Annotated in this window: 19 protein-coding genes; 16 read left to right on the forward strand and 3 right to left on the reverse strand. The window is 46.8% G+C overall.

The window, feature by feature from the left end; translation table 11 throughout:
• Positions 1-58 precede the first annotated feature (58 nt).
• Positions 59-517, forward strand: a complete 459-nt coding sequence (locus DHAF_RS06180) for a PspC domain-containing protein (RefSeq protein WP_015943304.1) — start codon at positions 59-61, stop codon at positions 515-517.
• Position 518: 1 nt separating this feature from the next.
• The gene (locus DHAF_RS06185; protein ID WP_015943305.1) at positions 519-1,481 is read left to right on the forward strand and encodes a LiaI-LiaF-like domain-containing protein; all 963 of its coding nucleotides are present in this window, start codon (positions 519-521) and stop codon (positions 1,479-1,481) included.
• 117 nt (positions 1,482-1,598) lie between these two features.
• On the opposite strand, the gene speD is transcribed toward DHAF_RS06185, so the two are convergent.
• Complete coding sequence (gene speD / locus DHAF_RS06190) at positions 1,599-2,429, reverse strand: adenosylmethionine decarboxylase (protein ID WP_015943306.1); 831 nt, start codon at positions 2,427-2,429, stop codon at positions 1,599-1,601.
• A 284-nt stretch (positions 2,430-2,713) separates the two neighbouring features.
• On the opposite strand from speD, the gene DHAF_RS06195 reads away from it, so the two are divergent.
• The 3 genes from DHAF_RS06195 (at position 2,714) to phoU (ending at position 4,888) form a co-directional block, all read left to right on the forward strand.
• Positions 2,714-3,310: a superoxide dismutase gene (locus tag DHAF_RS06195; protein WP_015943307.1), complete on the forward strand. Its 597-nt coding sequence runs from the start codon at positions 2,714-2,716 to the stop codon at positions 3,308-3,310.
• Between the two features lie 197 nt (positions 3,311-3,507).
• Entirely contained in the window at positions 3,508-4,212 is a 705-nt protein-coding gene (locus tag DHAF_RS06200; protein ID WP_015943308.1) for a response regulator transcription factor, read from the forward strand.
• Between the two features lie 16 nt (positions 4,213-4,228).
• On the forward strand, positions 4,229-4,888 hold the full coding sequence (phoU, locus tag DHAF_RS06205) for a phosphate signaling complex protein PhoU (protein ID WP_015943309.1): 660 nt from the start codon (positions 4,229-4,231) through the stop codon (positions 4,886-4,888).
• A 274-nt stretch (positions 4,889-5,162) separates the two neighbouring features.
• On the opposite strand, the gene DHAF_RS06210 is transcribed toward phoU, so the two are convergent.
• Positions 5,163-5,840, reverse strand: a complete 678-nt coding sequence (locus DHAF_RS06210) for a response regulator (protein ID WP_015943310.1) — start codon at positions 5,838-5,840, stop codon at positions 5,163-5,165.
• Positions 5,812-7,437 (reverse strand): ATP-binding protein, encoded by a 1,626-nt coding sequence (locus DHAF_RS06215; protein ID WP_015943311.1) that lies wholly within the window; start codon positions 7,435-7,437, stop codon positions 5,812-5,814. Before DHAF_RS06215 ends, DHAF_RS06210 begins: the two co-directional genes overlap by 29 nt.
• A gap of 469 nt (positions 7,438-7,906) precedes the next feature.
• Here DHAF_RS06215 and DHAF_RS06220 point away from each other — a divergent pair, with 469 nt between their 5' ends.
• The 11 genes from DHAF_RS06220 (at position 7,907) to pstA (ending at position 22,353) form a co-directional block, all read left to right on the forward strand.
• On the forward strand, positions 7,907-9,064 hold the full coding sequence (locus DHAF_RS06220) for a TRAP transporter substrate-binding protein (protein ID WP_015943312.1): 1,158 nt from the start codon (positions 7,907-7,909) through the stop codon (positions 9,062-9,064).
• 151 nt (positions 9,065-9,215) lie between these two features.
• On the forward strand, positions 9,216-9,722 hold the full coding sequence (locus tag DHAF_RS06225; RefSeq protein ID WP_041271925.1) for a TRAP transporter small permease subunit: 507 nt from the start codon (positions 9,216-9,218) through the stop codon (positions 9,720-9,722).
• A gap of 3 nt (positions 9,723-9,725) precedes the next feature.
• On the forward strand, positions 9,726-11,045 hold the full coding sequence (locus DHAF_RS06230) for a TRAP transporter large permease (protein ID WP_015943314.1): 1,320 nt from the start codon (positions 9,726-9,728) through the stop codon (positions 11,043-11,045).
• 33 nt (positions 11,046-11,078) lie between these two features.
• On the forward strand, positions 11,079-11,972 hold the full coding sequence (locus DHAF_RS06235; protein WP_015943315.1) for an acetaldehyde dehydrogenase (acetylating): 894 nt from the start codon (positions 11,079-11,081) through the stop codon (positions 11,970-11,972).
• Positions 11,973-12,008: 36 nt separating this feature from the next.
• A complete protein-coding gene (gene dmpG / locus DHAF_RS06240; RefSeq protein ID WP_015943316.1) occupies positions 12,009-13,010 on the forward strand; it encodes a 4-hydroxy-2-oxovalerate aldolase in 1,002 nt (333 codons plus the stop codon).
• 136 nt (positions 13,011-13,146) lie between these two features.
• A complete protein-coding gene (locus DHAF_RS06245) occupies positions 13,147-15,537 on the forward strand; it encodes a glycyl radical protein (RefSeq protein ID WP_015943317.1) in 2,391 nt (796 codons plus the stop codon).
• 23 nt (positions 15,538-15,560) lie between these two features.
• Positions 15,561-16,460 (forward strand): glycyl-radical enzyme activating protein, encoded by a 900-nt coding sequence (locus tag DHAF_RS06250; RefSeq protein WP_015943318.1) that lies wholly within the window; start codon positions 15,561-15,563, stop codon positions 16,458-16,460.
• A gap of 401 nt (positions 16,461-16,861) precedes the next feature.
• A complete protein-coding gene (locus DHAF_RS06255; RefSeq protein ID WP_015943319.1) occupies positions 16,862-18,979 on the forward strand; it encodes a methyl-accepting chemotaxis protein in 2,118 nt (705 codons plus the stop codon).
• A 434-nt stretch (positions 18,980-19,413) separates the two neighbouring features.
• Complete coding sequence (locus DHAF_RS06260; RefSeq protein WP_015943320.1) at positions 19,414-20,436, forward strand: PstS family phosphate ABC transporter substrate-binding protein; 1,023 nt, start codon at positions 19,414-19,416, stop codon at positions 20,434-20,436.
• 109 nt (positions 20,437-20,545) lie between these two features.
• Positions 20,546-21,466, forward strand: a complete 921-nt coding sequence (gene pstC, locus DHAF_RS06265; protein ID WP_015943321.1) for a phosphate ABC transporter permease subunit PstC — start codon at positions 20,546-20,548, stop codon at positions 21,464-21,466.
• Complete coding sequence (gene pstA / locus DHAF_RS06270) at positions 21,466-22,353, forward strand: phosphate ABC transporter permease PstA (RefSeq protein WP_015943322.1); 888 nt, start codon at positions 21,466-21,468, stop codon at positions 22,351-22,353. Before pstC ends, pstA begins: the two co-directional genes overlap by 1 nt.
• The last annotated feature ends 11 nt before the right edge of the window (positions 22,354-22,364 follow it).

Here is a 22,364-nt window from a genome sequence, read left to right on the forward strand (position 1 = left end):
TTAGGGATTGCGTTCCGTAATAAAGGTGTAACGATAAATAAACCTCGGAGGGATGAGCATGACAGATAAATTATACCGCTCAGAAACAGATAAAAAAGTGGGTGGAGTCTGCGGGGGACTTGCGGATTACTTTGATATTGACTCTACCTTAATTCGTTTGGTTGTCCTCCTGACCTTCTTCATGGGAGGTGTTGGCTTCTTCCTCTATATTATTGCCTGGGCGGTGATCCCCGTCAATCCGGGCTATAGGGCAGGAGGAGGTTATCACCATGGTGGGACGGTGGTGGATGAGATGAAAGAAAGTGTTCAGGATATCGGCAGCTCTGCGCAAAGCTTCGCCCAGGACTTGAGGACAGCCAACCCATCCCAGAGAAAGCGGTATATAGGAATCGGCCTGATGGTTCTGGGAGTCATTTTTCTCCTGGATCAATGGTTTCCCCATTTCTTTGCCTGGGGGAAAATGTGGCCCCTCATTTTGATCATCATCGGTATTGGGATTATCATAAGGAGGGATTAAGATGCGCCGAGCTGTGGACTCCGTGTTTAAAGGGATCTTTCTGATTCTGCTGGGGATTGTTTTTTTTGCTAATATGTATGGTTTTCTGCCGTGGAATTTTTGGAGCAATGTTCTTGACCTTTGGCCTTTGCTCTTGATTTTCGCAGGGCTGGCTCTGTTCTTTAACAAACGCATTCCTTTCAGTGCCGTTCTTGTGGCATTTCTGATCGGGCTTGTGGGGTATTCGGTTATCTTAGGCAGCCCTGCACCGGATAAGTGGCTTCCGGGCGCTCATGGCTCAGGCCAGACCATGGAGCTGGCCGCTCCTTTAGACCCTCAGGTGGAAAAAGTCAGGCTCACCCTGAACTTAGGGGGAGTGGATATGAGTGTCCGGGGGATCGATGGGCGGTCTGAGCCAAGCCAATTGGCTAAAGGAACTTATGAATGGAACGGACGCACCAATTACGGTCCTCCTGAGTTTAACTACAGAACCGATGGCGACACGACGAAGCTGCAGTTCAATTCAGAGAAAAGGCCCCGCTCAGGTGATCATAAGCTGCTGCTCAATCTCTCCGATCAAGTATACTATACTAAAGTAGAGCTCAATGCAGGAGCTGTTCAAGGGGCCATGGACTTCAGCCGGCTGCAGATTGAAGATCTGGACATCAGCACCGGTGCCAGCGATATTGAGCTGAGATTCGGTGATACGGGTGGACGGACCAAGCTGGATCTCAGTACCGGTGCCACCAAGCTCAACCTTGTCGTGCCGGAGAGCGTAGGTTTAAAGATCACTATGAGCGGCATTGCCAGTGAAACGAATTTTGCCGGCGACGGTTTAATTCTGAGCTCACAGGATTGGGTAAGTCCCAATTATGAAGCGGCCAGGACAAAGATTGACATGGATATCTCCATGGCTGCCGGCAGGATTAACCTGGAGCGCATCCCGGCTCCCATACAATCTGATGGAAATCCCCAGTCACTGTAAACGAAAACATGGTAATCGGGATGAGCAGAAAAACACCCCGCTCCCGGGCTGGACCAGGAGCGGGGTGTTGAGCAGCTTGGGCTGTTGAGCAGCTTGGGCTGTTGAGGATGAAGTGTTCTAGATTCTCGGCATATTCTTTCCGTAGAAAATCTCGGCCATTTCCTTCTTCAGCCGTTGTTTGATTTTACGTTTGTCATTGATGGACAGTTCCTTTTTGGCGGTGCCAAAGAGATAATTATCCAGGTCGAAGTCTTTAAGGATCATCTTGGTGTGGAAGATATATTCCTGGAAGACGGTAACATCGATCATCTGATAGAGATCCCGGTATTTCCGATCGACATAGTTTTGGATCGAATTGATCTTATGGTCAATGAAGACTTTTTTGCCATCCACATCCCGGGTAAAACCGCGGACACGATAATCGGCGACGATGATATCCGGGGCGAAGCTTTCGATCAGGAAGTTAAGTGCCTTCAAAGGAGAAATCTGCCCGCAGGTGGAGACATCGATATCCGCCCGGAAGGTGGAAATCCCGCCGTGGGGATGGCTTTCCGGATAGGTGTGCACGGTGATATGGCTTTTATCCAAGTGGGCAACCACTGCATCGGGGAGAGGCCCTTCTTTGTCGGTATACACGGGGCTAAAGGGATCATTGTCCGGGTTCTCCGGGCCTAAATGCTCTTCGGCGATGAGCATGGTGACACTGGCTCCCTGGGGATCGTAATCCTGCTTGGCAATATTTAAAATGTTGGCCCCCACGATCCGGGCGACCTCAGTGACAATGCTGGTCAGTCTTTGCGCGTTGTACTCTTCGTCGATGTATTGTATATACGCATCCCGATGCTCCGGAGTTTTGGCATAACATATATCATACATATTGAAACTCAGGGTTTTGGTAAGATTATTGAACCCGTAGAGCCTCAGCTTTTTGAGCGGTTTTACTTCCAATTCTGTGTTCCTCCTAGCAGTTTGATTGGTGTACTTTACTTCTCTTGTTATCCCTATAAAAAATGGGGATAATCCCTCCTTTAGTGAAGAACAAAGGAGGAGAAAAGCTTCTGGGCAAGAATATAAAAGAATATATCGGTGCGTTTTTTTGTATATAAGGATACTATAATACAAGTTTTCCCCCTAGCATAGCATTATTATTTAATATTTCAGTGATATTTCCAGTGAGGTTGAAGATAATAGCAGCAGAGTCAACTGGAAAATAATATTAAGGAGGAAACACTATGCCATATCAATTACCAGAACTACCCTATGCTTATGACGCTTTGGAGCCCCATTATGACGAAGCGACAGTGCGGCTCCACCACGATATCCATCACAAAGGCTATGTTGATGGATTAAATAACGCAGAGGCCAAGCTGGCCGAAGCCCGTGAAAAGGGAGATTTCGGTCTGGTCAAGCACTGGGAAAGAGAGTTGGCTTTCCATGGCTCCGGCCATCTGTTGCACACTTTATTCTGGACGAATATGACTCCTGATGGCGGCGGCACTCCCGCCGGCTCTCTGGGAGAAAGAATCAGCCAGGACTTTGGTTCTTTTGAAGCCTTTAAGAAGCAATTCTCCGCCGCCGCTGTGGCTGTCGAAGGGTCCGGCTGGGCAGTGCTTGTCTGGAATCCGGAATTTAAAAAACTGGAGATTCTGCAAGCCGAAAAGCATCAGAATCTCACCCAATGGGGGGTTGTGCCCCTCCTTACAGTAGACGTCTGGGAGCATGCCTATTATCTGAAATACCAGAATAAACGGGCAGCCTGGGTGGAGACCTGGTGGAACCTCGTCAACTGGGCGGATGTGTCCCAAAGATTTGACAAAGCAGTAAAGTAATCTGAGCTGCAACCTGAGCAAGAATTAAAGAAGCTTAAACAGGCTGTGGAAACGATACGTATCGTTTTCCACAGCCTGTTTTTTTAACCATAACTTAACCTAAGCTTCATCTTGAGTTAACAAGCAATCATTATGATAAATATAAAGGATCAAGTATCGATTTATATCGAACGTAATGGATTGCCTTGGAGGATACTATGGTTAAAATTTTGCTCGTGGAAGATGATGCGGTCATTCAAGAGCTTGTCACCTACAATCTGGAACGTGAGGGTTATACGGTCATGATCGCTGAAGAAGGGAATAAGGCCTTAGAGTTATTAAATAAGGAGAAGCCGGATCTGGTGCTTTTGGATGTGATGCTTCCGGAATTGGATGGGCTGGACGTGTGTAAAAAAATCCGGGGGAACCAGGAGACGGCGAACATCCCCCTCATTATGCTCAGTGCCCGGGATGAGGTGGCTGATCGGGTTATCGGCCTGGAGCTGGGTGCTGATGATTATATCACCAAACCGTTCAGCCCCCGGGAGTTGCTGGCCCGGATTAAGGCCCGGCTGAGAGAAGAAAGGCGCAATTCAACGCCGCCGCCCCTTTCTCTTACCTGGGGTGATTTGGAGATCTGGCCGGAGAGCTATATGGTTACGATAAAAGGAGAACAGGTCACCCTGACAGGAAAGGAATTTGAGCTCCTGCATATCTTTATGAAACGCCCCAACCAGGTCTTCAGCAGAGAGTACCTCCTGCAGAAAGTGTGGGGGTATACCGTCAGCGGGGATACCAGAACGGTGGATGTTCACATAAGCAACCTGAGGAGTAAACTTAAATCGGTTTCACCAATTATTGAATCGGTACGGGGGGTTGGCTACCGGTTGGCTGTAAACTACTCCAGGCCCAAGGATGTTTAAAAAAGGAGGCATTTAATTGGCTAACAGGCAAATGTTTGACAAATCCTTAGAGGAACTCAATGAAAAGGTGTTTGAATTGGGCAAAAAAGTAAACTCCCGGGTGGATGCCGCGATAAAATCCCTGGCCAAGCAGGATTTAGAGCTGGCTGATAACGTCATTACCGGAGATCTGGAGATCAATGAGCTGCAAGCAGACATCGAAGAGACCTGCATGCTGTTGATTGCTCAACAACAGCCTTTTGCTAAAGATCTGCGCAAGATCGTGGCCGCTTTTAAAATATCCATCAACCTGGAGAGAATCGGGGATTTATCCGTTGACGTGGCCAAACATACCCTCCGTACAGGGGGGCAGGAGCTGCTGAAGCCCTTAGTGGATTTGCCGAGGATGGCGGACTTGGTTCAGCAGATGGTTATCAAGGGCATCGAAGCCTATAAAACGGAAGATGGGTCAGCGGCCAAAGCGATGGCCCTCATGGATGATGAAGTGGATCATCTCTATGCACAGGTCTTCCGGGAATTGCTTGTCTTCATGATGGAAGCTCCTAAAACGATTAATCAAGCGACCTACCTCATTTTCGTGGGCAGATTTCTGGAGCGTATGGGAGATTATTGCACCAATATCGCTGAAGAAGTTGTGTATGTGGAAACCGGCAAGCGCTCGGATCTCAATCAATAGAGAAAAGGGTTTGCCAGGCTGAGTTTCCGTGAATTAGGCATCGGGAACATAAAGAGAGGGCTGATTCCTGAAAAGGGCTGATCGGCTCTCTTTTTTGCCTGCTTTTGATGATTGAACGAGACTTCTGCCAGTGGTAAACAAAGACCGCTGATAAGCGGTGGGAGGAAGATTCTTCATCTATATCAAAAGTAAGAAGACTCGTCCCAAAAACAACGTGGTCATGGAATTTACAGGCATAGAAAGCTATCGCCTCTGCTATGTTCATGATTGACGGCTATTTGAGTTTATATAGTTTCGTCGGCCTCCCAACTTTGTATTCTAAAGACACGGTAACTTGTCCCTGCTTCACCAAGTGTTCCAAGTACTTCCAGGCTGTAATTCTTGACATCGAGAGATCTGCGGCTATCTCGTGGCAAGACTTTGGGTTGGGATGATCGTACAAATAGTCGGTAATCAGCTTAAGCGTCAATAAGTGAACTCCTTTGGGAAGAGAAGAGGTCGTATAGTCAATCTCCAAGAAGTCAAAGCGTGAATCTAAATCAGCCTGATTAATTTCTTGCTCTGTATCGATAACCTTCTTTAAATGCACATAATTCAACAGGGCTTGCTTGAATCGTTTAAAGCCAAAAGGTTTAATCAAAAAATCCACGGCGCCATAGCGAAGGGCTTCCTGAACGGTGACTGAATCCTTAGCGGCAGTGATCAGAATAACATCCAATAAAAAATTATTATCCCGAATTGTTTTCAGCAAGTGCATACCATTTCCATTCGGTAAAAAAACGTCTAGCAATATCAAATCAGGCATATTTGTTTTAAGGGTTTCAAGCGCTTGGGCTTCCGTAAAACAAGTCCCAACTACTTTGAAAGGATGCCCGATTTGTTCGACGTAACTTTTGTTAAATTCGGCGACCATGGGATCATCTTCAATAATCAATACCCTGATCTTTTTCATAAGACTCCCCTCTTTTCTGTTTTTTTAATATGGGATAGGGAATTGTAACCAAGAAAGAAGTGCCGTCAGCATCAGATGAAAAGGCAATAGTTCCTTTCGCCAGAGAGACTTGTGTTTTTATGTTGTAAAGCCCGAACCCTGTTCCCTTGGATTTGGTTGTGAAGCCTGGATTAAATAGCATGGGGAAATTTTCTTCAGGAATACCGGCACCGTTATCTTTGACCAGGATTTCAATTTTGCTTTCGTCCTGCTTCAAGGAAATGAACACGCTGGAATGATCAGGATGTTTTTCCACCGCATCATAAGCATTATCAATAAGGTTGCCAAGCACAACGATCATTGAATTTTCATCAAAAGTATCGGGTAGTTCAAACAAGAAGCTTTGCGAATCGATAATGAGCTTGATTTTTCGTTCTTCTGCCTCGCTGGCCTTTCCGAGCAATAGTTCCCTGACTGAAACAGGTTGGACATGGTTGACGACCGAATTAATGAAGCTTTTTTCCTCGGCCAGGCGGTCAACGTAGCGTTCTGCTTCCTGGTAATGACCGCGTTGAAGCAGGCCGTAAATGACATGCAGCTTGTTGGAAAATTCATGGGTTTTGGCGCGTAAAGCCTGAACCATATTCCGAACGCCGGTCAATTCTTCCGCCAATTGTTTGATCTCTGCCCTATTGCGCAGGGTGACAACGATTCCCCATGCCCGATCTCTGATTAATAAAGGAGAAATATTGGCAAGCATGATTTCTCCATTAACGAGCAATTGCTTGTTGTATTCAGGCTTTTTGGTCTCAATGACATGGGCCGGACCGGGATTGGGAATAAGGGTCAGGAAGTTTTCGCCAATCACCTGGGAACCTTTCGGAAATAGGGACAGGGCCGCTTCATTAGCAACGGTTATTTCCAACCGTTCATTGGTAGCGATAATAGCTTCCGTTACGGATTGAAACAGACTTTCTCTCTCCGACACCAGAGTGGCGATCTCAATGGGTTCCATACCGAATATTCTTCGCTTGATACTGTGCGCCAGGAAAGAAGACAAGGCGATAATGATCATAATCGTCAAAGGGAGAACCGTGATGCTGGAATTGTAAAACTGCGATGTGAACAGTTTAATATCAGGCTCCAGAAAAGCGACGACGGCCACTCCTTTTTGTTTTCCGGCATCATTTATAATGGGGGCAAAAGCCCTGATAGCCCGGCCTGAGACGCCTTCGACCTTTGTGGTATAGGTTTCTCCTTTAAGGGCCCGCCCTTTTTCCTTGCCAATAACCTGCAGCCCGTAATTGGGCGGATAGGGGTCAATCAAGGCCTTGCCAAAAATATCAAGAAAAACAACATGGGCGCCGTTTCGTTCTCTTAAATTGTTGGAGACCGATTGCAGAAGTTCCCTGTCCGGTAATATTTGCGAGAAGGTATTGATGACATTGATATTGACAGATACATGGGAAGCGATTTCAATCGCTTCCTGTTCAATTCTTTTTTCAACAGCCTCATTCACCGACAATTGAAGCACCCAGAGCGTAAGCAATAAGGGTGTAAAGCCAATAATAAGAGCATAAAGAAACACTTCTTTTTGCAGAGACAAACGTTTTTCCATAGATATCCCCCTAAAGCGTTTAAGGATACTTCACCATTAACTCCATAATGGAATTAATGGGGTTCCCTGTGATGCTAATCTGAAGATTTTAGTACTATTCGAATTTTCGATATTAATCGACGATTTTCCTCTTTTCGAGGTATTAGTTTTGAAGCGTAAAGGCGCCAGCTCTCACTCCACAAATGCATAGATGGTTGAATGTTTTGTTCGTTTTTTTGCTAGAAATTGTAACCGATACGGGCCGAAGAAACAATTGTTTTGTTCTTTTTGTTACTTGTTTAAGTTTTTATATGGGTAAAACGAATTGTAATGCATGAAAGTTCTTGCTAACATGTTAGAAAATAAACTCAATTAACGATTCTCAGCCATCCTGAGGAGAGGGGGAATCATTTGCACGTTCATAGTCGGGCTATGTCAATAAAATGCGCAAAAAGTATGCGTAAAAAACTTTTAAGGAGGAGCAGGTCATATGAAGCGTAGATTTACAGGGGCCTTAGTGATGTTACTTAGCGCGTTGCTTTTATTAAGCGGGTGCGGCGGCGGCAATGCGCCGGCTCAAACAGGGGAGAGCGGCGGAAAGGCTGCTGTGCCGGAGTTTACCTGGAAGTTCCAGGTGGTGCATAATCCTGAACAAATGGATTATAAAATGTTCAAAGAAGTATGCGACCAGGTTTATGAAGCGACGAACGGCAGGATGAAAATAGAACTGTATCCAAGCGGTTCGTTTGCCAGCAGTATGGAAGCGTTCCAGGCTTGCGGTGAAGGGGTCTTCGAAATGCATTCAAGTTGGCCGTCCTATGTTAAAGGTGTCGAATATGCATTTGTTCCGATTGCTGACGGCAATATGTCCATGGGACCGCTGGACCGGATGATATTCCTGGAGCAAGGCGGCGGCAAGCAGTTAATGCAGGAGGCCTTCGATAAGCTTAACTTACAATTTATTTCTTACAGGATATGGCCGCCCGATACCTTAGCCTCGCGCTATGATTTCAAAAGCATTGCCGAAATGAAGGGCAAGAAATTCCGGACTTCGGCTCCCGATATTGCGGTCGCCCAGGGTATTTCGGCTATTACCCTGCCGATCGAAGAAATCTTTACCGCGATGGCTTCAGGGGCCGTGGATATGCTGGAGAACTGTTATCTGTCTTATAACCATGATTTAGGGATTACAGATATTGCGCCCTATGGCATTTATCCGGATTTTTGGAACTGCTCTTTTGTTGAGACGGTTGTTGTCAATAAAAATGCCTGGAACAAGCTGCCGGAAGATATAAAGATCATTGTCAAATCCGTATTTGACGCCAAGATGATCGATGTCTTTGCTAAAGCTGAAATAACCAGCGCTCAGGATTTAAAAGAACTCGATGAATCAGGCAAGGTAAACTTCAGACGTTTAGATGCCGAACAATTTAAAGCGATGCGTCAGGATATGATGGAGATAGAGGCTGCGGAGACAGAGAAACAAGGCCAGGACAGTCTGACTGCCAAAACATATGAGACGATTTATGAATTCTATAGAAATTACTATCCGTATAAGGAATTGACCGCCCATTGGAGTACGGGTCTGACAGCCAGCGAAGCCGCCGGTTTTCAGATTCCCAAATACCATAAGGATGCCAATGAATAAGCTGCTATCCTAACAAAATAGAGTGTGGGATGACTATTCAGCAGAGTAGAAAGTGAACAATCCTCCCGTTGTCATTTCCGAAATGCTGAATAGTTATAACACCCTGAAGAGAACGGTTAGAAGGATTCCGCAGAAGGAGGAAGTATCATTTGTGATAAGAAAATATGTTGAGACGATGGATAAAATCAGTATATTTGTTGGCAAGGCCTTTAGCTTTCTGATCATCCCGATTGTCATTCTGCAGGCAGGAGAAGCGCTTTTGCGCTATGTTTTTGACAGCCCTACAATCTGGTCGTGGGAAGTGGCGATGCTTCTTTACGGCGCTCATTTTATTGTCGGAGCAGCGTGGGTCATGACTTATGAAGGCCATGTGCGCACCGATATGCTGTATGCAAAGTTTTCTGCTAAAACACAGCAGCTGCTGGAGTTGATTTTATTTCCTTTGATATTCTTTCCGTTTGTCAGCGTCCTGCTTTGGAAATGCACGGTAAATACGTTGTATTCCATCTCGATAAGGGAAACAACCTTTACGCAATGGGCTCCGCCCTTTTACCCGCTGAAAGTCGTCATTACATTTGCTTTTCTGCTGCTGCTCTTTCAGGGTATTGCCAAATGGCTGAGGGTATTCGTGCTTTTTACAAAGGGAGAGGAGATTTAGATCATGAGCACAACAACAATCGTAATCATTATGATGGTCGTATTCATAAGCATATTGCTGCTGGGCCATCCTCTCTCCTGGATTTTAGGCGGCTTGGGCGTTATTTTCGGAGTCTTCTTTTGGGGCGATTTAAATGTTTTAAATATCTTTACGCGAGCGGTTTATAAGGTCGTAACGACAAGCTCCTATGTATGCATACCCTTGTTTATCTTTATGGGCGCACTTTTGGAAAAGTCCGGATCGGCCGATAAGCTGTTTGATTCGCTTTATATCGTTTTCGGCAGGCTTAAAGGCGGCTTGGCCCTTGCAACCGTTGTGATTTCAGCTTTGATGGGAGCCGCAACCGGCATTATCGGCGCTTCAATTTCCATTATGGCTATGCTGGCGCTGCCGACGATGCTCAAACACCGGTATGAGGAAAAACTGGCCTGCGGTACGGTTATGGCGGCAGGCAGCTTGGGCACGCTGATTCCGCCGAGCGTTATTCTGGTCATTTACGGTTCCCTGTCCAACTTGTCGATTGCCAAATTGTTTGCGGGCGGTATGGGCGCAGGTATCTGCCTGGCCGCGATTTATAGCATATATGTGGTGGTATTGTCTTATATCAAACCGTCTTACGGTCCGCCGATTTCCAAAGAAGAGAGCCAGAAATATTCGGCGGGGCAAAAGGCTGCAATGATCCTTGTCTCCGTGGTACCGACTCTCAGCTTGATTTTGCTGGTTTTAGGGTCGATTCTGCTTGGAGCGGCTACGCCGAACGAGGCTTCCGCTCTGGGGTGCGTCGGCGCGATGATTATCGCGATCATGTATAAAAACTTCAACTGGAAAATGTTTAAAGAATCGTGCTTTTCCACAATGAAAACAACATCTATGATTATGTGGATTATTGTTTGTGCCACTATGTTCACCTCTATTTTCATCGGCCTGGGCGGTGATAAAGTGATCGCTGACATGGTCGTGGGCGTTGGTGAGAACAAATGGGTCATTTTATCCGTTATTCTTGTTCTGCTCGTGGCAATGGGAATGCTGCTGGATTCTTATGGCGTACTGTTAATCGGGGTTCCGCTGTTTACGCCAATCGTCTATTCGCTGGGCTTTGATCCGATCTGGTTCGGTATTATATTCACGCTGATGATTCAGGTCTCGGTGCTGTCGCCGCCGGTGGCTTATGCGGTTTTCTATATGAAAGGGTTTGTTCCGCATATTCCGATAGGCAAATTGTATTGGGCGGTTATACCGTTCATGGCCATGCAGATTATCTGTATTATTCTTTGCTGCATTTTCCCCGATATCATTATGTTCCTGCCTAACAGGATGCAATAAAAATAAGTCAGAAAGAAGGAGTGGTGGATTATTATGGGCAAACAGAGATTAAACGCTGCCATTATCGGTCCGGGCAATATCGGTACGGATCTGATGTATAAAATTCTGAGAAGATCCGAGTATTTGGAACTGAAACTGGTTGCCGGCATTGTTGCCGAATCCGAGGGGCTGCGCCTGGCCAGGGAAGAAGGCGTTGCGACGAGCGCTGCAGGGATCCAGGCTATTCTGGACAGAAAGGATATTGATATCGTTTTTGATGCGACCACCGCCCACGCCCATGCACAGCATGCACCCTTGCTGAAGGACGCCGGAATTATCGCAGTCGATCTGACGCCTGCGGCAGTGGGGCCCTATGTGATGCCCGTGGTTAATCTGGAGGAGCATATCGACGCCATGAACGTTAATTTAATCACTTGCGGCGGGCAGGCCACGATCCCCATTGTTTATGCGATCAGCAGGGTGGTCCCTACCGCTTATGCCGAGATTGTGGCGACGATTGCCAGTAAAAGCGCCGGACCCGGGACCCGGCAGAATATTGATGAGTTTACGCTGACCACGGCTAAAGGTATTGTGGATATTGGCAATGCTCAAAAAGGCAAGGCGATTATTTTGCTCAATCCGGCCGATCCGCCGATGATGATGAACAATACGATTTATGCCTTGATCGACCAGGTCGACCCAGCCATCGAGCAAAAGATCACAGAATCGGTGGAAGAAATAATTAAAGAAGTCCAAGCCTTTGTTCCCGGTTATAAACTGAAAATCCCGCCGATGTTTGACGGCAACAAAGTAACCGTTATGATCGAGGTCGAAGGTTCCGGAGATTATTTGCCCCAGTACAGCGGCAATTTGGACTTGGAAACCTGTGCGGCATTGGCCGTGGCTGAGAAAATGGCCAAGCACAAATTGGCTGCGGGTGCAAATTAGCTGCGAGTACGAATCAGCAAAGAGGAGGGAACAAGCGTGAAAAAAGTTAAAATCTTTGATCTAACCCTACGCGATGGCAGCCATGCCAAAAGCCATCAGTTCACACCGGAACAAATGGCTGTTCTGGCTGAACAAATAGACAGTACCGGGGTGGCGGCAATTGAATTCGGACATGGCAACGGGCTGGGCGGCTCAGCTCTGCAGTACGGGTTTGCGGCGGCTACGGACAGGGAGTATATGGAGGCTGTGGCTCCCGTAGTTAAAAACGCCGATCTATCGATTATTATTCTGCCCGGAGTGGGTACCCGGCATGAGCTGCATCTGGCTAAGGAGTTCGGTGCCAAATATGCGCGCATGTGCACCCAGATCACCGAGGTGGATATCGCGGAGCAGCATATCAAGATGGCCAAACAGTTAGGTATGATTCCTATAGCCGTTCTGCCCTGCGCGGGGATTATCCCGGTTAAGGATACGGTGCGCTATACCCAAATGGCCGAGTCCTATGGCGCTGAAGTGATTTATCTGCTTGATGGGGGCGGATATCAGCTCCCCGAGCAAACCTACGAGAGGATCGCCGCCATGAAAAAAGCGGTGGATGTTCCCATCGGTTTTCACGGGCACAACAATCTGCAGCTGGCTGTGGCTAATTCCAAAGCGGCAGTTGAAGCAGGCGCCGAATATATTGATTGCTGCCTGAAAGGGTTTGGCGCCGGAGCAGGCAATTGCCCCACAGAAATATTCGCCGCCGTTATGGATCGCATGGAGATCGACTGCGGAATCGATCTGTACAAGACCATGGATATCGCCGAACAATACTTAAGGCCGCTGATGCCGCGGGCTATGGAAGTGGACAATGACCGGATCATGCTGGGATATGCCGGATGCTACTCCAGCTTCCTGCTGTTCGCGCAGAGAGCCGGAGCCCGCTACGGTGTGGACCCCAGGGATATCATTAAAGAGATCGGCAGACGTCAGTGCACGGAAGGGCAGGAAGATATCTGCATCGATGTGGCCTATGCCTTGGCGCAGAAGAAATAAGGAATCCATCTGACAAACTTATATCTGGAAACAGGGCTGCCGGCGAAGCCATATTTGATTAAATCAGGTTGTTTGCGGCAGCCCTGTTTTCATGTCGGACTGTGTGGGTGTGCGTGATGAAAGGAGGTTATTCGCCATGTATAATGTTGTTTTCATGAAGGATAAAGGAAAAAAACAGGAACAGGTATCTGAGCGGATCAGGGCCTTGCGTGAAGAAATAGTAGCCACTGTACCGGAAATTTTTATGGACAGGGCTTTATTGGTAACGGAGAGCTATGAAGAGACCTTTGGCAGCTCCTATATTTACCGCCGGGCGAAAGCTTTGGAAAAAGTTTTGCTGAATATGGATATCTGTATTAACGACAAAGAACTGATCGTCGGCAGCTATGCCGGAAAACCGCGGGGCTGCCAGGTTTTTCCGGAATACGACATGAAGTTCCTGGTGGATGAAATGGATGAGTTCGCGCTGCGGCAGGCGGACAAATTTACTATCAGTGAAGACAATAAAGCCATTGCGCGGCAGATATATGAGAAGTGGAAAGGCAATACCATAACGGATCAGGCCTTGAATTTATTTCCTGAAGAAGCCGCGAAGGCGTCCCAACAGCTTATTTTCCTCCTGACCTGCCTCGGTTCGGGAATCGGCCATATGCTGGTCAATTATGAAAAGGTTATTCAGAAGGGCCTTGCCGGTTTCATGCTTGAGATAGAGGAATTGGAGAATGGCCTTGATATTTGCGATCCGGAATATAATGATAAAAAAACATATTATCAGTCTTTAACAATCGTATGTCAGGCGGTATGCAAGTTTGCCGGGCGTTTTTCATTACTGGCCCTGGCGCAGGCTGAAAAAACCGCCGATCCCCAAAGAAAAGAGGAACTGCTGCAGATTGCCGAAAATTGCCGGAGAGTTCCCGCTCAGCCCGCACAAAACTTTTGGCAGGCATTGCAAGCGCTATGGTTTGTTCAATTGGTCCTGCACCTGGAATCCAACGGTCATAGTGTATCTCCGGGCCGGTTTGATCAATACATGTATCCTTATTATGCGGCGGAAACGGATAAAGACGCTTGCGAAGAGCTGCTGCACTGCCTCTGGCTGAAATTTTTTGAATTGAATAAAATCAGGAATAAGGTCTCTTCCGTCGTTTTTGGTGGCTATCCTATGTTTCAGAATATCGTTGTGGGCGGCCAGAACGCAAACGGAGAGAGTGCGGTAAACGAATTATCTCATTTATGCCTGGAGGCGACGGCCAAAGTCCATCTTCCTCAACCCTCCCTCTCTGTTCGCTGGTTTTATGGGTGCCCTGAAGAGTTTATCCGCCACGCGCTGGAAGTGGTCTCTTACGGCACAGGCATGCCGGCGCTGTTTAATGACGAAGTCATTATCCCCAACATGCTGCAACTGGGGTACACCATAGAAGAGGCCAGGGATTACGCCATTATCGGCTGCACGGAAATGAATGTGCCACATAAAACAGAACCGTTTTTGACCGGAGGTTTTCTGAATATCCTAAAGATATTGGAGCTTACCATTTTCGACGGATTTGATCCGGTCAGCCAAACGCAGCAGGCTTTTCAGTCCGGCTGTGTGGAGAGTTTTACAACCTTTGAGGAATTTCAGAAAGCTTATTATGAACAATTATCGTACTATTTGAGACAGCATGTGACGTGTGATAATATTCTGGATGCACTTCACGGCAAAATTTGTCCCACCCCATTCGAGTCCATGCTGCTGTCTGACTGCCTGGAGAACGGAAAAAGCAATCTGGAAGGTGGGGCCCGGTACAATACCACTACCTTGCAACTGGTGGGAATGGCCAATGTGGCGGACTCCTTGGCAACGATCAAGAAATTGATTTATGTGGAGAAAAGCCTGACCTGGAATCAGTTGAAAGCCGCTTTGCAAAATAATTATGAAGATGACGAGCTGCTGCGCCAGCGCATTATCAATCATGTTCCCAAATATGGCAATGACCATGACTTTGTCGATAGGCTGGGCCGGGATGTGGTGTATCATTGCTGCCGCGAAGCTGCGAAGTACAGGAGCCCGCGCAACGGAACCTACAATATAGCCGTGTACACCCTGGCTACGAATGTTCTATGGGCTTCGAAGGTAGGCGCGACTCCGGACGGCAGGAAGATGGGGAGTGTTTTAGCGGACGGCGGTGTATCCTGCTCGCACGGCATGGATAAGAACGGCCTGACGGCGCTTTTTAATTCCGTCCGCAAAATTGATCCGTATAAGCCGCTGGGCAGCGCGCTTTTGAATATCAGATTGAGTCCATCCAGCTTTAATGAGACTGATTTTCAAAAAACGGTGGATGTTGTCAAGAGCTTTTTCATGAATAAAGGACAGCATGTTCAGTTCAATGTATTTGATGTTAATGCTTTGCGTGATGCTCAAAAAAATCCTGAAAAATATCCATTGCTTATGGTAAGAGTAGCGGGTTTCAGTGTCTTGTTCACGACCATCGAGACGATCCTGCAGGAAGATATTATTAACCGTACACTTCATTCGAGTCATTAGAAGGAATTGAGGAAAGATGGAAGATGGAAGATCTAATATTCAATATTCAAAGATATTGCCTGCATGACGGCCCCGGTATTCGAACGGTTCTGTTCCTGAAGGGATGCCATCTGCAATGCCGGTGGTGCAGCAATCCTGAATCGCAACGCTTTACCCGGGAACTGATCCACAAGGAAGCGACGTGTATAAAATGTGGGACATGTGTCGCCAAATGCCCGCAGCAGGTATTCGAAATCCGTGAAGGGAAATTGGACATCACACGGCAAAAATGCGATTTCTGCGGAATTTGTGTAAGGGAGTGCTCCACAACATCTTTGGAAATATCGGGAGAAAATCCGGATTTTGATAAAATCATGGAAATCATACTGCAAGACAAATCGTATTATGATATGTCCGGCGGCGGAGTGACTTTGTCGGGCGGAGAAGCACTGGCCCACAGGGCATTTTGCCGGAAAATCCTTACGTTGCTTAAAACAGAAAATATCCACACCGCAGTCGAGACGAGCGGTTATACGGACACCCAAACCCTCATTGAAATGCTGCCGCTGATCGACTTGTTTTTGTTTGACCTTAAACATATTTCTGCGGAGGCCCATCTTCGGGGCACAGGAAAAGATAATCAATTGATTTTAGACAATCTCACCACTGTGGTTTCAGCTGGGGCCAACATCATTATACGTTACACGCTGATTCCGGGATTTAATTCTCAGCCCGAGGCCTTGAGCGGAATTGCCGACTTAATGAAGAACCTGAATTTAAACGAAATTGACATTTTGCCATACCACAGGCTGGGAGCGGAGAAGTATAAAAATTCAGGAAGGAATTATGAATTGGCCGCTCTGCTTCCGCCCGAACATGAAACGATGCAGGAAGTAAAAGACTATTTCATAAAACGGGGGATAAAGAGGGTGACGCTTTATTAAATTGCGCTGAACAATCAGCAGCGTAAACAATAACAGCATAAATAGTCGGTCTCAGTTATGTATGCCAGGTTCAGGCAAAGCCGGCCATACATGACTGAGATTTTTTATTGAGCCTTTTCGGCTGTTTATTCGCAATAAACCAAGAGGCTTGGACTACTCCCGCGTTTTTTGCATTTGCATAGGTATGCTGTTGAAAAGGGCTGATTGGCTCTCTTTTTTGCCTGCTTTTGATAAGTATGTAAATCCTAAACAATTCGCGGCCAATACTTCCAATATATCAGATAGTTTACATAAACTTTACACAGAGGAAACGAAATTCATACAATCCGGTGCTACACTTACCCTGAATTATCGAACTCGGAATGAAATTCTTAGGATAGTTTAGGTGTAGGGGGTTCAACATGAAAAGAATACTGTCAAAAACCGGAAGTATCGGACTGGATAATTTAAAAATCCATAACAAGCTAATCCTTATGGTGCTGTTCACTGTGCTCATACCCCTAATCCTCTTAAGCCTGATCTTTATGAATAATGCCGGCAACAAAATCAAAGAACAGGTTAGCGCTGCCAATGAACTGTATGCCGCCTTAACAGAGGAACGGATGAGGGAGTATTTTTATAACCGAGAAGTCGATGCCCGGATTCTGGCGAACTCCAGAGTAATCAGTGAAGGAATGGCCAAGCTTAATAGTTTCGATTATACCAAACTCGAATTGGCAGAACTTAAGGATAGGTTTAAAGAATTCCTCGACATTCCTTTAGAAGATCATGATTACACAGATATCGTTATCACCAATAAGTATGGTGAGATAGTCTTCAGCAATCGATACCCTCAAAATGATATTGCTCCCGTGATCTTCTCCGGGGATTTCAATGAAAAAGCCATGGGGGGAGAACAGAACTGGTCGCCCATATTCAGGAATGCCTTCATCGATGATAACCTCATTGTTTTGGCCACGCCTATCTATAGTAATACACAGGAAAAGACCCCTGGCGGCGTGCTGAATATTATTTTAAATCAGGAAAAGATCAACGGGATCGTTCAGAATGGTATCGATAAGCTGGGAAGAACGGGGGAATCCTACTTGATCGATGCCGAGGGGTTACTGCTTACAGATACCATGAAGGAGCAGGCCGCCGTACATATTCCACTAAAAGATTCGATCGAAACCGAAGCGACAAGTCTGCTCGCCGGGCCACTGACCAATGAAGAGGTGGCTTTCCATCAAACCACTACCTATGAAAATTATCAGGGAAAACCTGTGATCGGTACCCTGTCTTTGGTCAGGATCGGAGATTACTTGGCGGGTTTGGTTATCGAAGTCGAAGAGGAGGAAGCCTATGGAAGCATAGGGGATTTGCAAAGAAGTCTGGGTATCATGGTTGTGCTTATTATAGTGGCGGCGCTTTTTTTAGCTATGATTTTGGCACAATCCATAAGTAAGCGGATCAGTGAGGTTATCGGAGTTACCCATGAAATGGCCAACTACGACTTGCAAAGCACGGGTATCAATGCCTTGGCAATAACCCGCAAAGATGAGATAGGGGATCTGGAGCGGGCCATCATCACGATCAGAGACAATTTAAAACGTATTATTCAGGAAGTGGAAAAATCGGCCGGCGAAGTGGCTTCTTCCTCTCAGGAACTTAAGCTGAATGCTCAGCAGTCTTCTCAGGCGGTAGAACAGGTCGTCAGGAATGCGGCAGAAATAAGCGCAAGAACCCTGGAACAGGCTCAGGCCGTTCGTGAAAGCTCTGCAAAATCCGGCGAACTGAGCAAGGTTATTATGGAAGCCAGCTTGAATTCAGAGGAAATGACCAAAGCGGCCAATGACATGAACCAACTGATCCATTCAGGGCTGATCATCATTGAAGTTTTATCAACTATTACCAACGAATCCAGTACGGCCAACCATGAGGTATATTCCAGCATTATTCAAGCCAAGGAAAGCTCTCAAAAAATTGAGAAGGCGACCCAGCTGATTACAAGCATTGCCGAGCAGACCAATCTGCTGGCTTTAAACGCGGCCATTGAGGCAGCGAGGGCCGGTCAGCATGGCAGAGGATTTGCGGTTGTGGCGGATGAGATCAGAAAGCTTGCCGAGCAGTCCAGGGAATCCACAAGGATTATTGAGGGCATCGTCAATGACCTGAAGAAGGATAACACTCAGTCTGTTCATACTATGGAGAAATTAGTAAAGATCAATAGTGAACAAGTGGAAAGTGTGAACATCACCAAGGATAAGTACCTGGAAATTGCGAAAGCCATCAAAACGGTTGAGGAACGGGTACAAGACTTAAATGAATCCAGTCTGGAGATGGATAGGATGCGGTCGGAGGTTGAGGAAAGGCTTAACAGGTCAGTCAGGATGACGGAAGAGAATTCTGCCGGCATCGGTAAAGTATCAGAATCAATGGAAGAGCAGGCTGCATCCATGCAGATGATTACCAGCGCCTCGGAGGTACTGGATGAATGCGCCCAGCATCTTCAGGTACTGGTAAGCCGGTTTAAGCTATAGAACTGAAAATGGGCCTGTAAAGGGCCCATTTTCAGTTCTGGTTGATCTTATAATTAAAAACTTTTAGATTTATGGATTCCAGGATGAGGCTTTCTCCCACCAACAGAACCTCGGCCCAGTGTTGGCCGGGGGCCTGCTTTTTGTGAGACAAATCTGCTGAAAACTGCTCCTGAATTCTCTTGGTATCTGGGGGTAATAGACGATGATAAAAGCAACAAAAGAAGCTTTAAGCCTTGAAATAAGCAATTTTAAACTTAACTTAAACTTTACACAGTGTTAACTTCAAAAAAACATTGGCTTGCTATACTTGGGCTATGCAAATGAGAAAAAAAGCTTCCATACATGAATGCTCCTTTGCAGAAGTGGGAGAGCAAAAGCCCAAAGAGCGCTCTTCAAAGGAAAAGAACGATTGGAAAATAGGAGGGTATTAATTGATGTTTAAAAAGCAAATTCTGGCGGCAATCGTAGGAATGGGTATGATCTTCTCTCTGGCCGGTTGTGGCCAAACCAACGAGCAGAGCAACAATCCAACCAATCAACCGGCGGCAGGCAATAACGAGCCGGCTCAAGTCGAGAAACTAAAAGGCAACGTGGTTATTGACGGCTCAGGTACGGTTTATCCCCTTATGGCCCATATCGCTGAAGACTATATGACGAATAGCCAATCCGGTGTCAGTGTACAGGTCGGACGGGCCGGGTCCAGTGCCGGTTTCAAAAAATTCATCCCCGGTGAAACGGATTTCGCTGATGCTTCAAGAGCCATCAAGGATTCTGAAGTGGAAGAACTGAAGGGCAAAGGGCTGGAGATGGGCGCGAATGTCATGGAGATTAAACTCGCCTATGACGGACTGACCATCGTCATCAACAAGAACAACGACTGGGCAAAAGAAATGACCGATGATGAAATTGTCAAGATGTTTACCTCGAAAGCAGTCAAAGGGGATGACAACGTTCTTTGGTCCGATATTCGTGCCGAATGGCCTCAAGAAGAAATCAAATTCTACGGACCTAATGAAAATCACGGAACCTATGAGTTTTTCTATGAAACCATTCTGGACAAAAAAGATTTGGTGTCTTCTGTAAATCTGCAGCAAGAGTATTCCACCCTGGTGGATCTGGTTGCCCAGGATAAAAATGCCATTGCCTTCTTCGGATATGGATACTATGCAACGAACACCGATAAATTAACGGCGGTTAAAGTGGACTTCGGCAAGGGGCCTGTGGAGCCGGCCCTGAATACCATCGGCGAAGATCTTGATTATGCCGGATTTACCCGGTTGGTTTACACCTACCTGAACCTTAATTATGCTAAAGAAAAGCCTCAGGTTTTGGATTTTGCCCAATTTGTCGTATCACCTGAAGGTGCGGCTAAATTCGCTGCCGATAACGGTTTTGCTCCTTTGCCTGAAGCAACCTATGCGGAGTATACCTCAGCTTTAAAGGCACTTAAGCAGTGAGCCGTCACAACGATTTTGGGGTGGGAAGTGTTCCGATTTCCCATCCCGGAAGTGTTGTGCTTTATTCGGAAGTGCCGTGCTTTATAATGAATAGAGCCAGAGGTGAATTATGGAGGATACTCAAGTAAGAGATAAAATTCGCAATAATAGTGCCCAAAAGAAGCATATCTCCGATAAGGTGATGCCCAATTTCTTTTTGCTCATGGCCTCTCTGTCCGTGCTCACAACCCTGGGGATTGTCATCATCTTGGTTACGGATGCCAGCAAGTTTTTCAGCGCGGTTCCCCTGACAGAAGTATTCAGCACAGAATTAGCACCCTTAAGAAAAGACCCTTCTTTCGGAATTTTACCGCTGATCAGCGGTACGATCATCACCACCCTCATCGCCATGCTGGTTGCCGTGCCGGTAGGTTTGGCGGCGGCAATTTATTTAAGTCAATTTGCTTCGGACAAGTTGAGAAGGGTGTTTAAGCCCATGATGGAAGTCCTGGCAGGCATACCGACCATCGTGTACGGATTTTTTGCTTATTCTTTTGTTACTCCCCTGCTGATGAAGATCATTCCTTCCCTGCAGGCTAAAAATGCCTTAAGCCCGGGACTGGTCATGGGCATTATGATTATCCCCATGGTGGCTTCCTTGTCGGAGGATGCTATGAATTCAGTGCCGGAGATTATTCGGGAAGGCTCCCTTGGTCTAGGTGCCACAAAGCTGGAGACCGCCTTCAAGGTGATCATACCTGGGGCGATCTCCGGAATTATGGCGTCCATCGTCCTGGCCCTATCCAGAGCCATCGGTGAGACCATGATTGTGACCATCGCCAGCGGCAGCTCCAAGAATTTCACCCTCGATATAACCCAGTCCATGCAGACCATGACCGCTTATATTGTGGAATTTACCAGCGGGGATGCCGGAAGCGGCACCTTGGGTTATTACAGTCTTTATGCCGTAGGCCTGATCCTGTTTATTTTCACTTTAGGGATCAACCTGCTTGCTCAATATATTTCCCGTAAATACAGGGAGGTGTATTGATGATAAGCCGCCCGAAATTCATGATCGACAGTCAGCGCATCAGCAACAGAATAAGGTTAAACAATGCGTTAAACTATCTGTTCTCCTTATCCACAGTGTTCTCTATCCTTGTCTTGGGAGTGCTCCTTTATCAGGTGGGGCTGGACAGTATGGGCTGGCTGGATGGGCAATTTCTGACCAGCAACCTTTCCATATTTCCTGAGAAGGCGGGGATTTACGGAGCCATCATCGGAACCATCCTGATGATGTTGATCGTTATCCCTGTGACCATCATTCTGGGTGTCTCCACAGCCATCTATCTGGAGGAATACGCCCAAAAAGGCAGACTTCAGTATTTGATCAATGTCAATATATCCAATCTGGCCAGTGTGCCTTCCGTTATCTTCGGCCTATTAGGTCTGACAGTGTTCGGGAGACTGATGAATCTGGGCTCAAGCATTTTGGCCGGAGGCCTGACCATGTCTTTGCTGGTGCTCCCTATTGTGGTGGTGGCGGCCCAGGAAGCCATCCGGGCTGTGCCGGATTTTTTGCGGGAAGCCTCCTATGCTATGGGGGCGGACAAATGGACCACAGTGAGAAAAGTTATTCTGCCCGTGGCCATTCCCGGTATTTTGACCGGTACGATCCTGGCCATGTCCAGAGCCATTGGGGAAACAGCGCCTTTGGTGGTGCTGGGAATTCCGACCCTCATTATGAGAATTCCCACCTCGGTCATGGATGACTTCACCGTATTACCCATCCAGATCTACTATTGGACTTTGGATGCCGTGCTGAAGCCTGAGTATGCCAATCTCGCCGCCGCAACCATTGTTGTCCTGCTCGTCATCCTATTTTTAATGAACTCTGTAGCTGTTATCATCCGCAACAAGTTCCAACAACGCTTCTAAACAGGAGGAAC

The sequence above is a fragment of the Desulfitobacterium hafniense DCB-2 genome, from assembly GCF_000021925.1.
GTDB classification, from domain to species: Bacteria; Bacillota; Desulfitobacteriia; order Desulfitobacteriales; family Desulfitobacteriaceae; genus Desulfitobacterium; species Desulfitobacterium hafniense.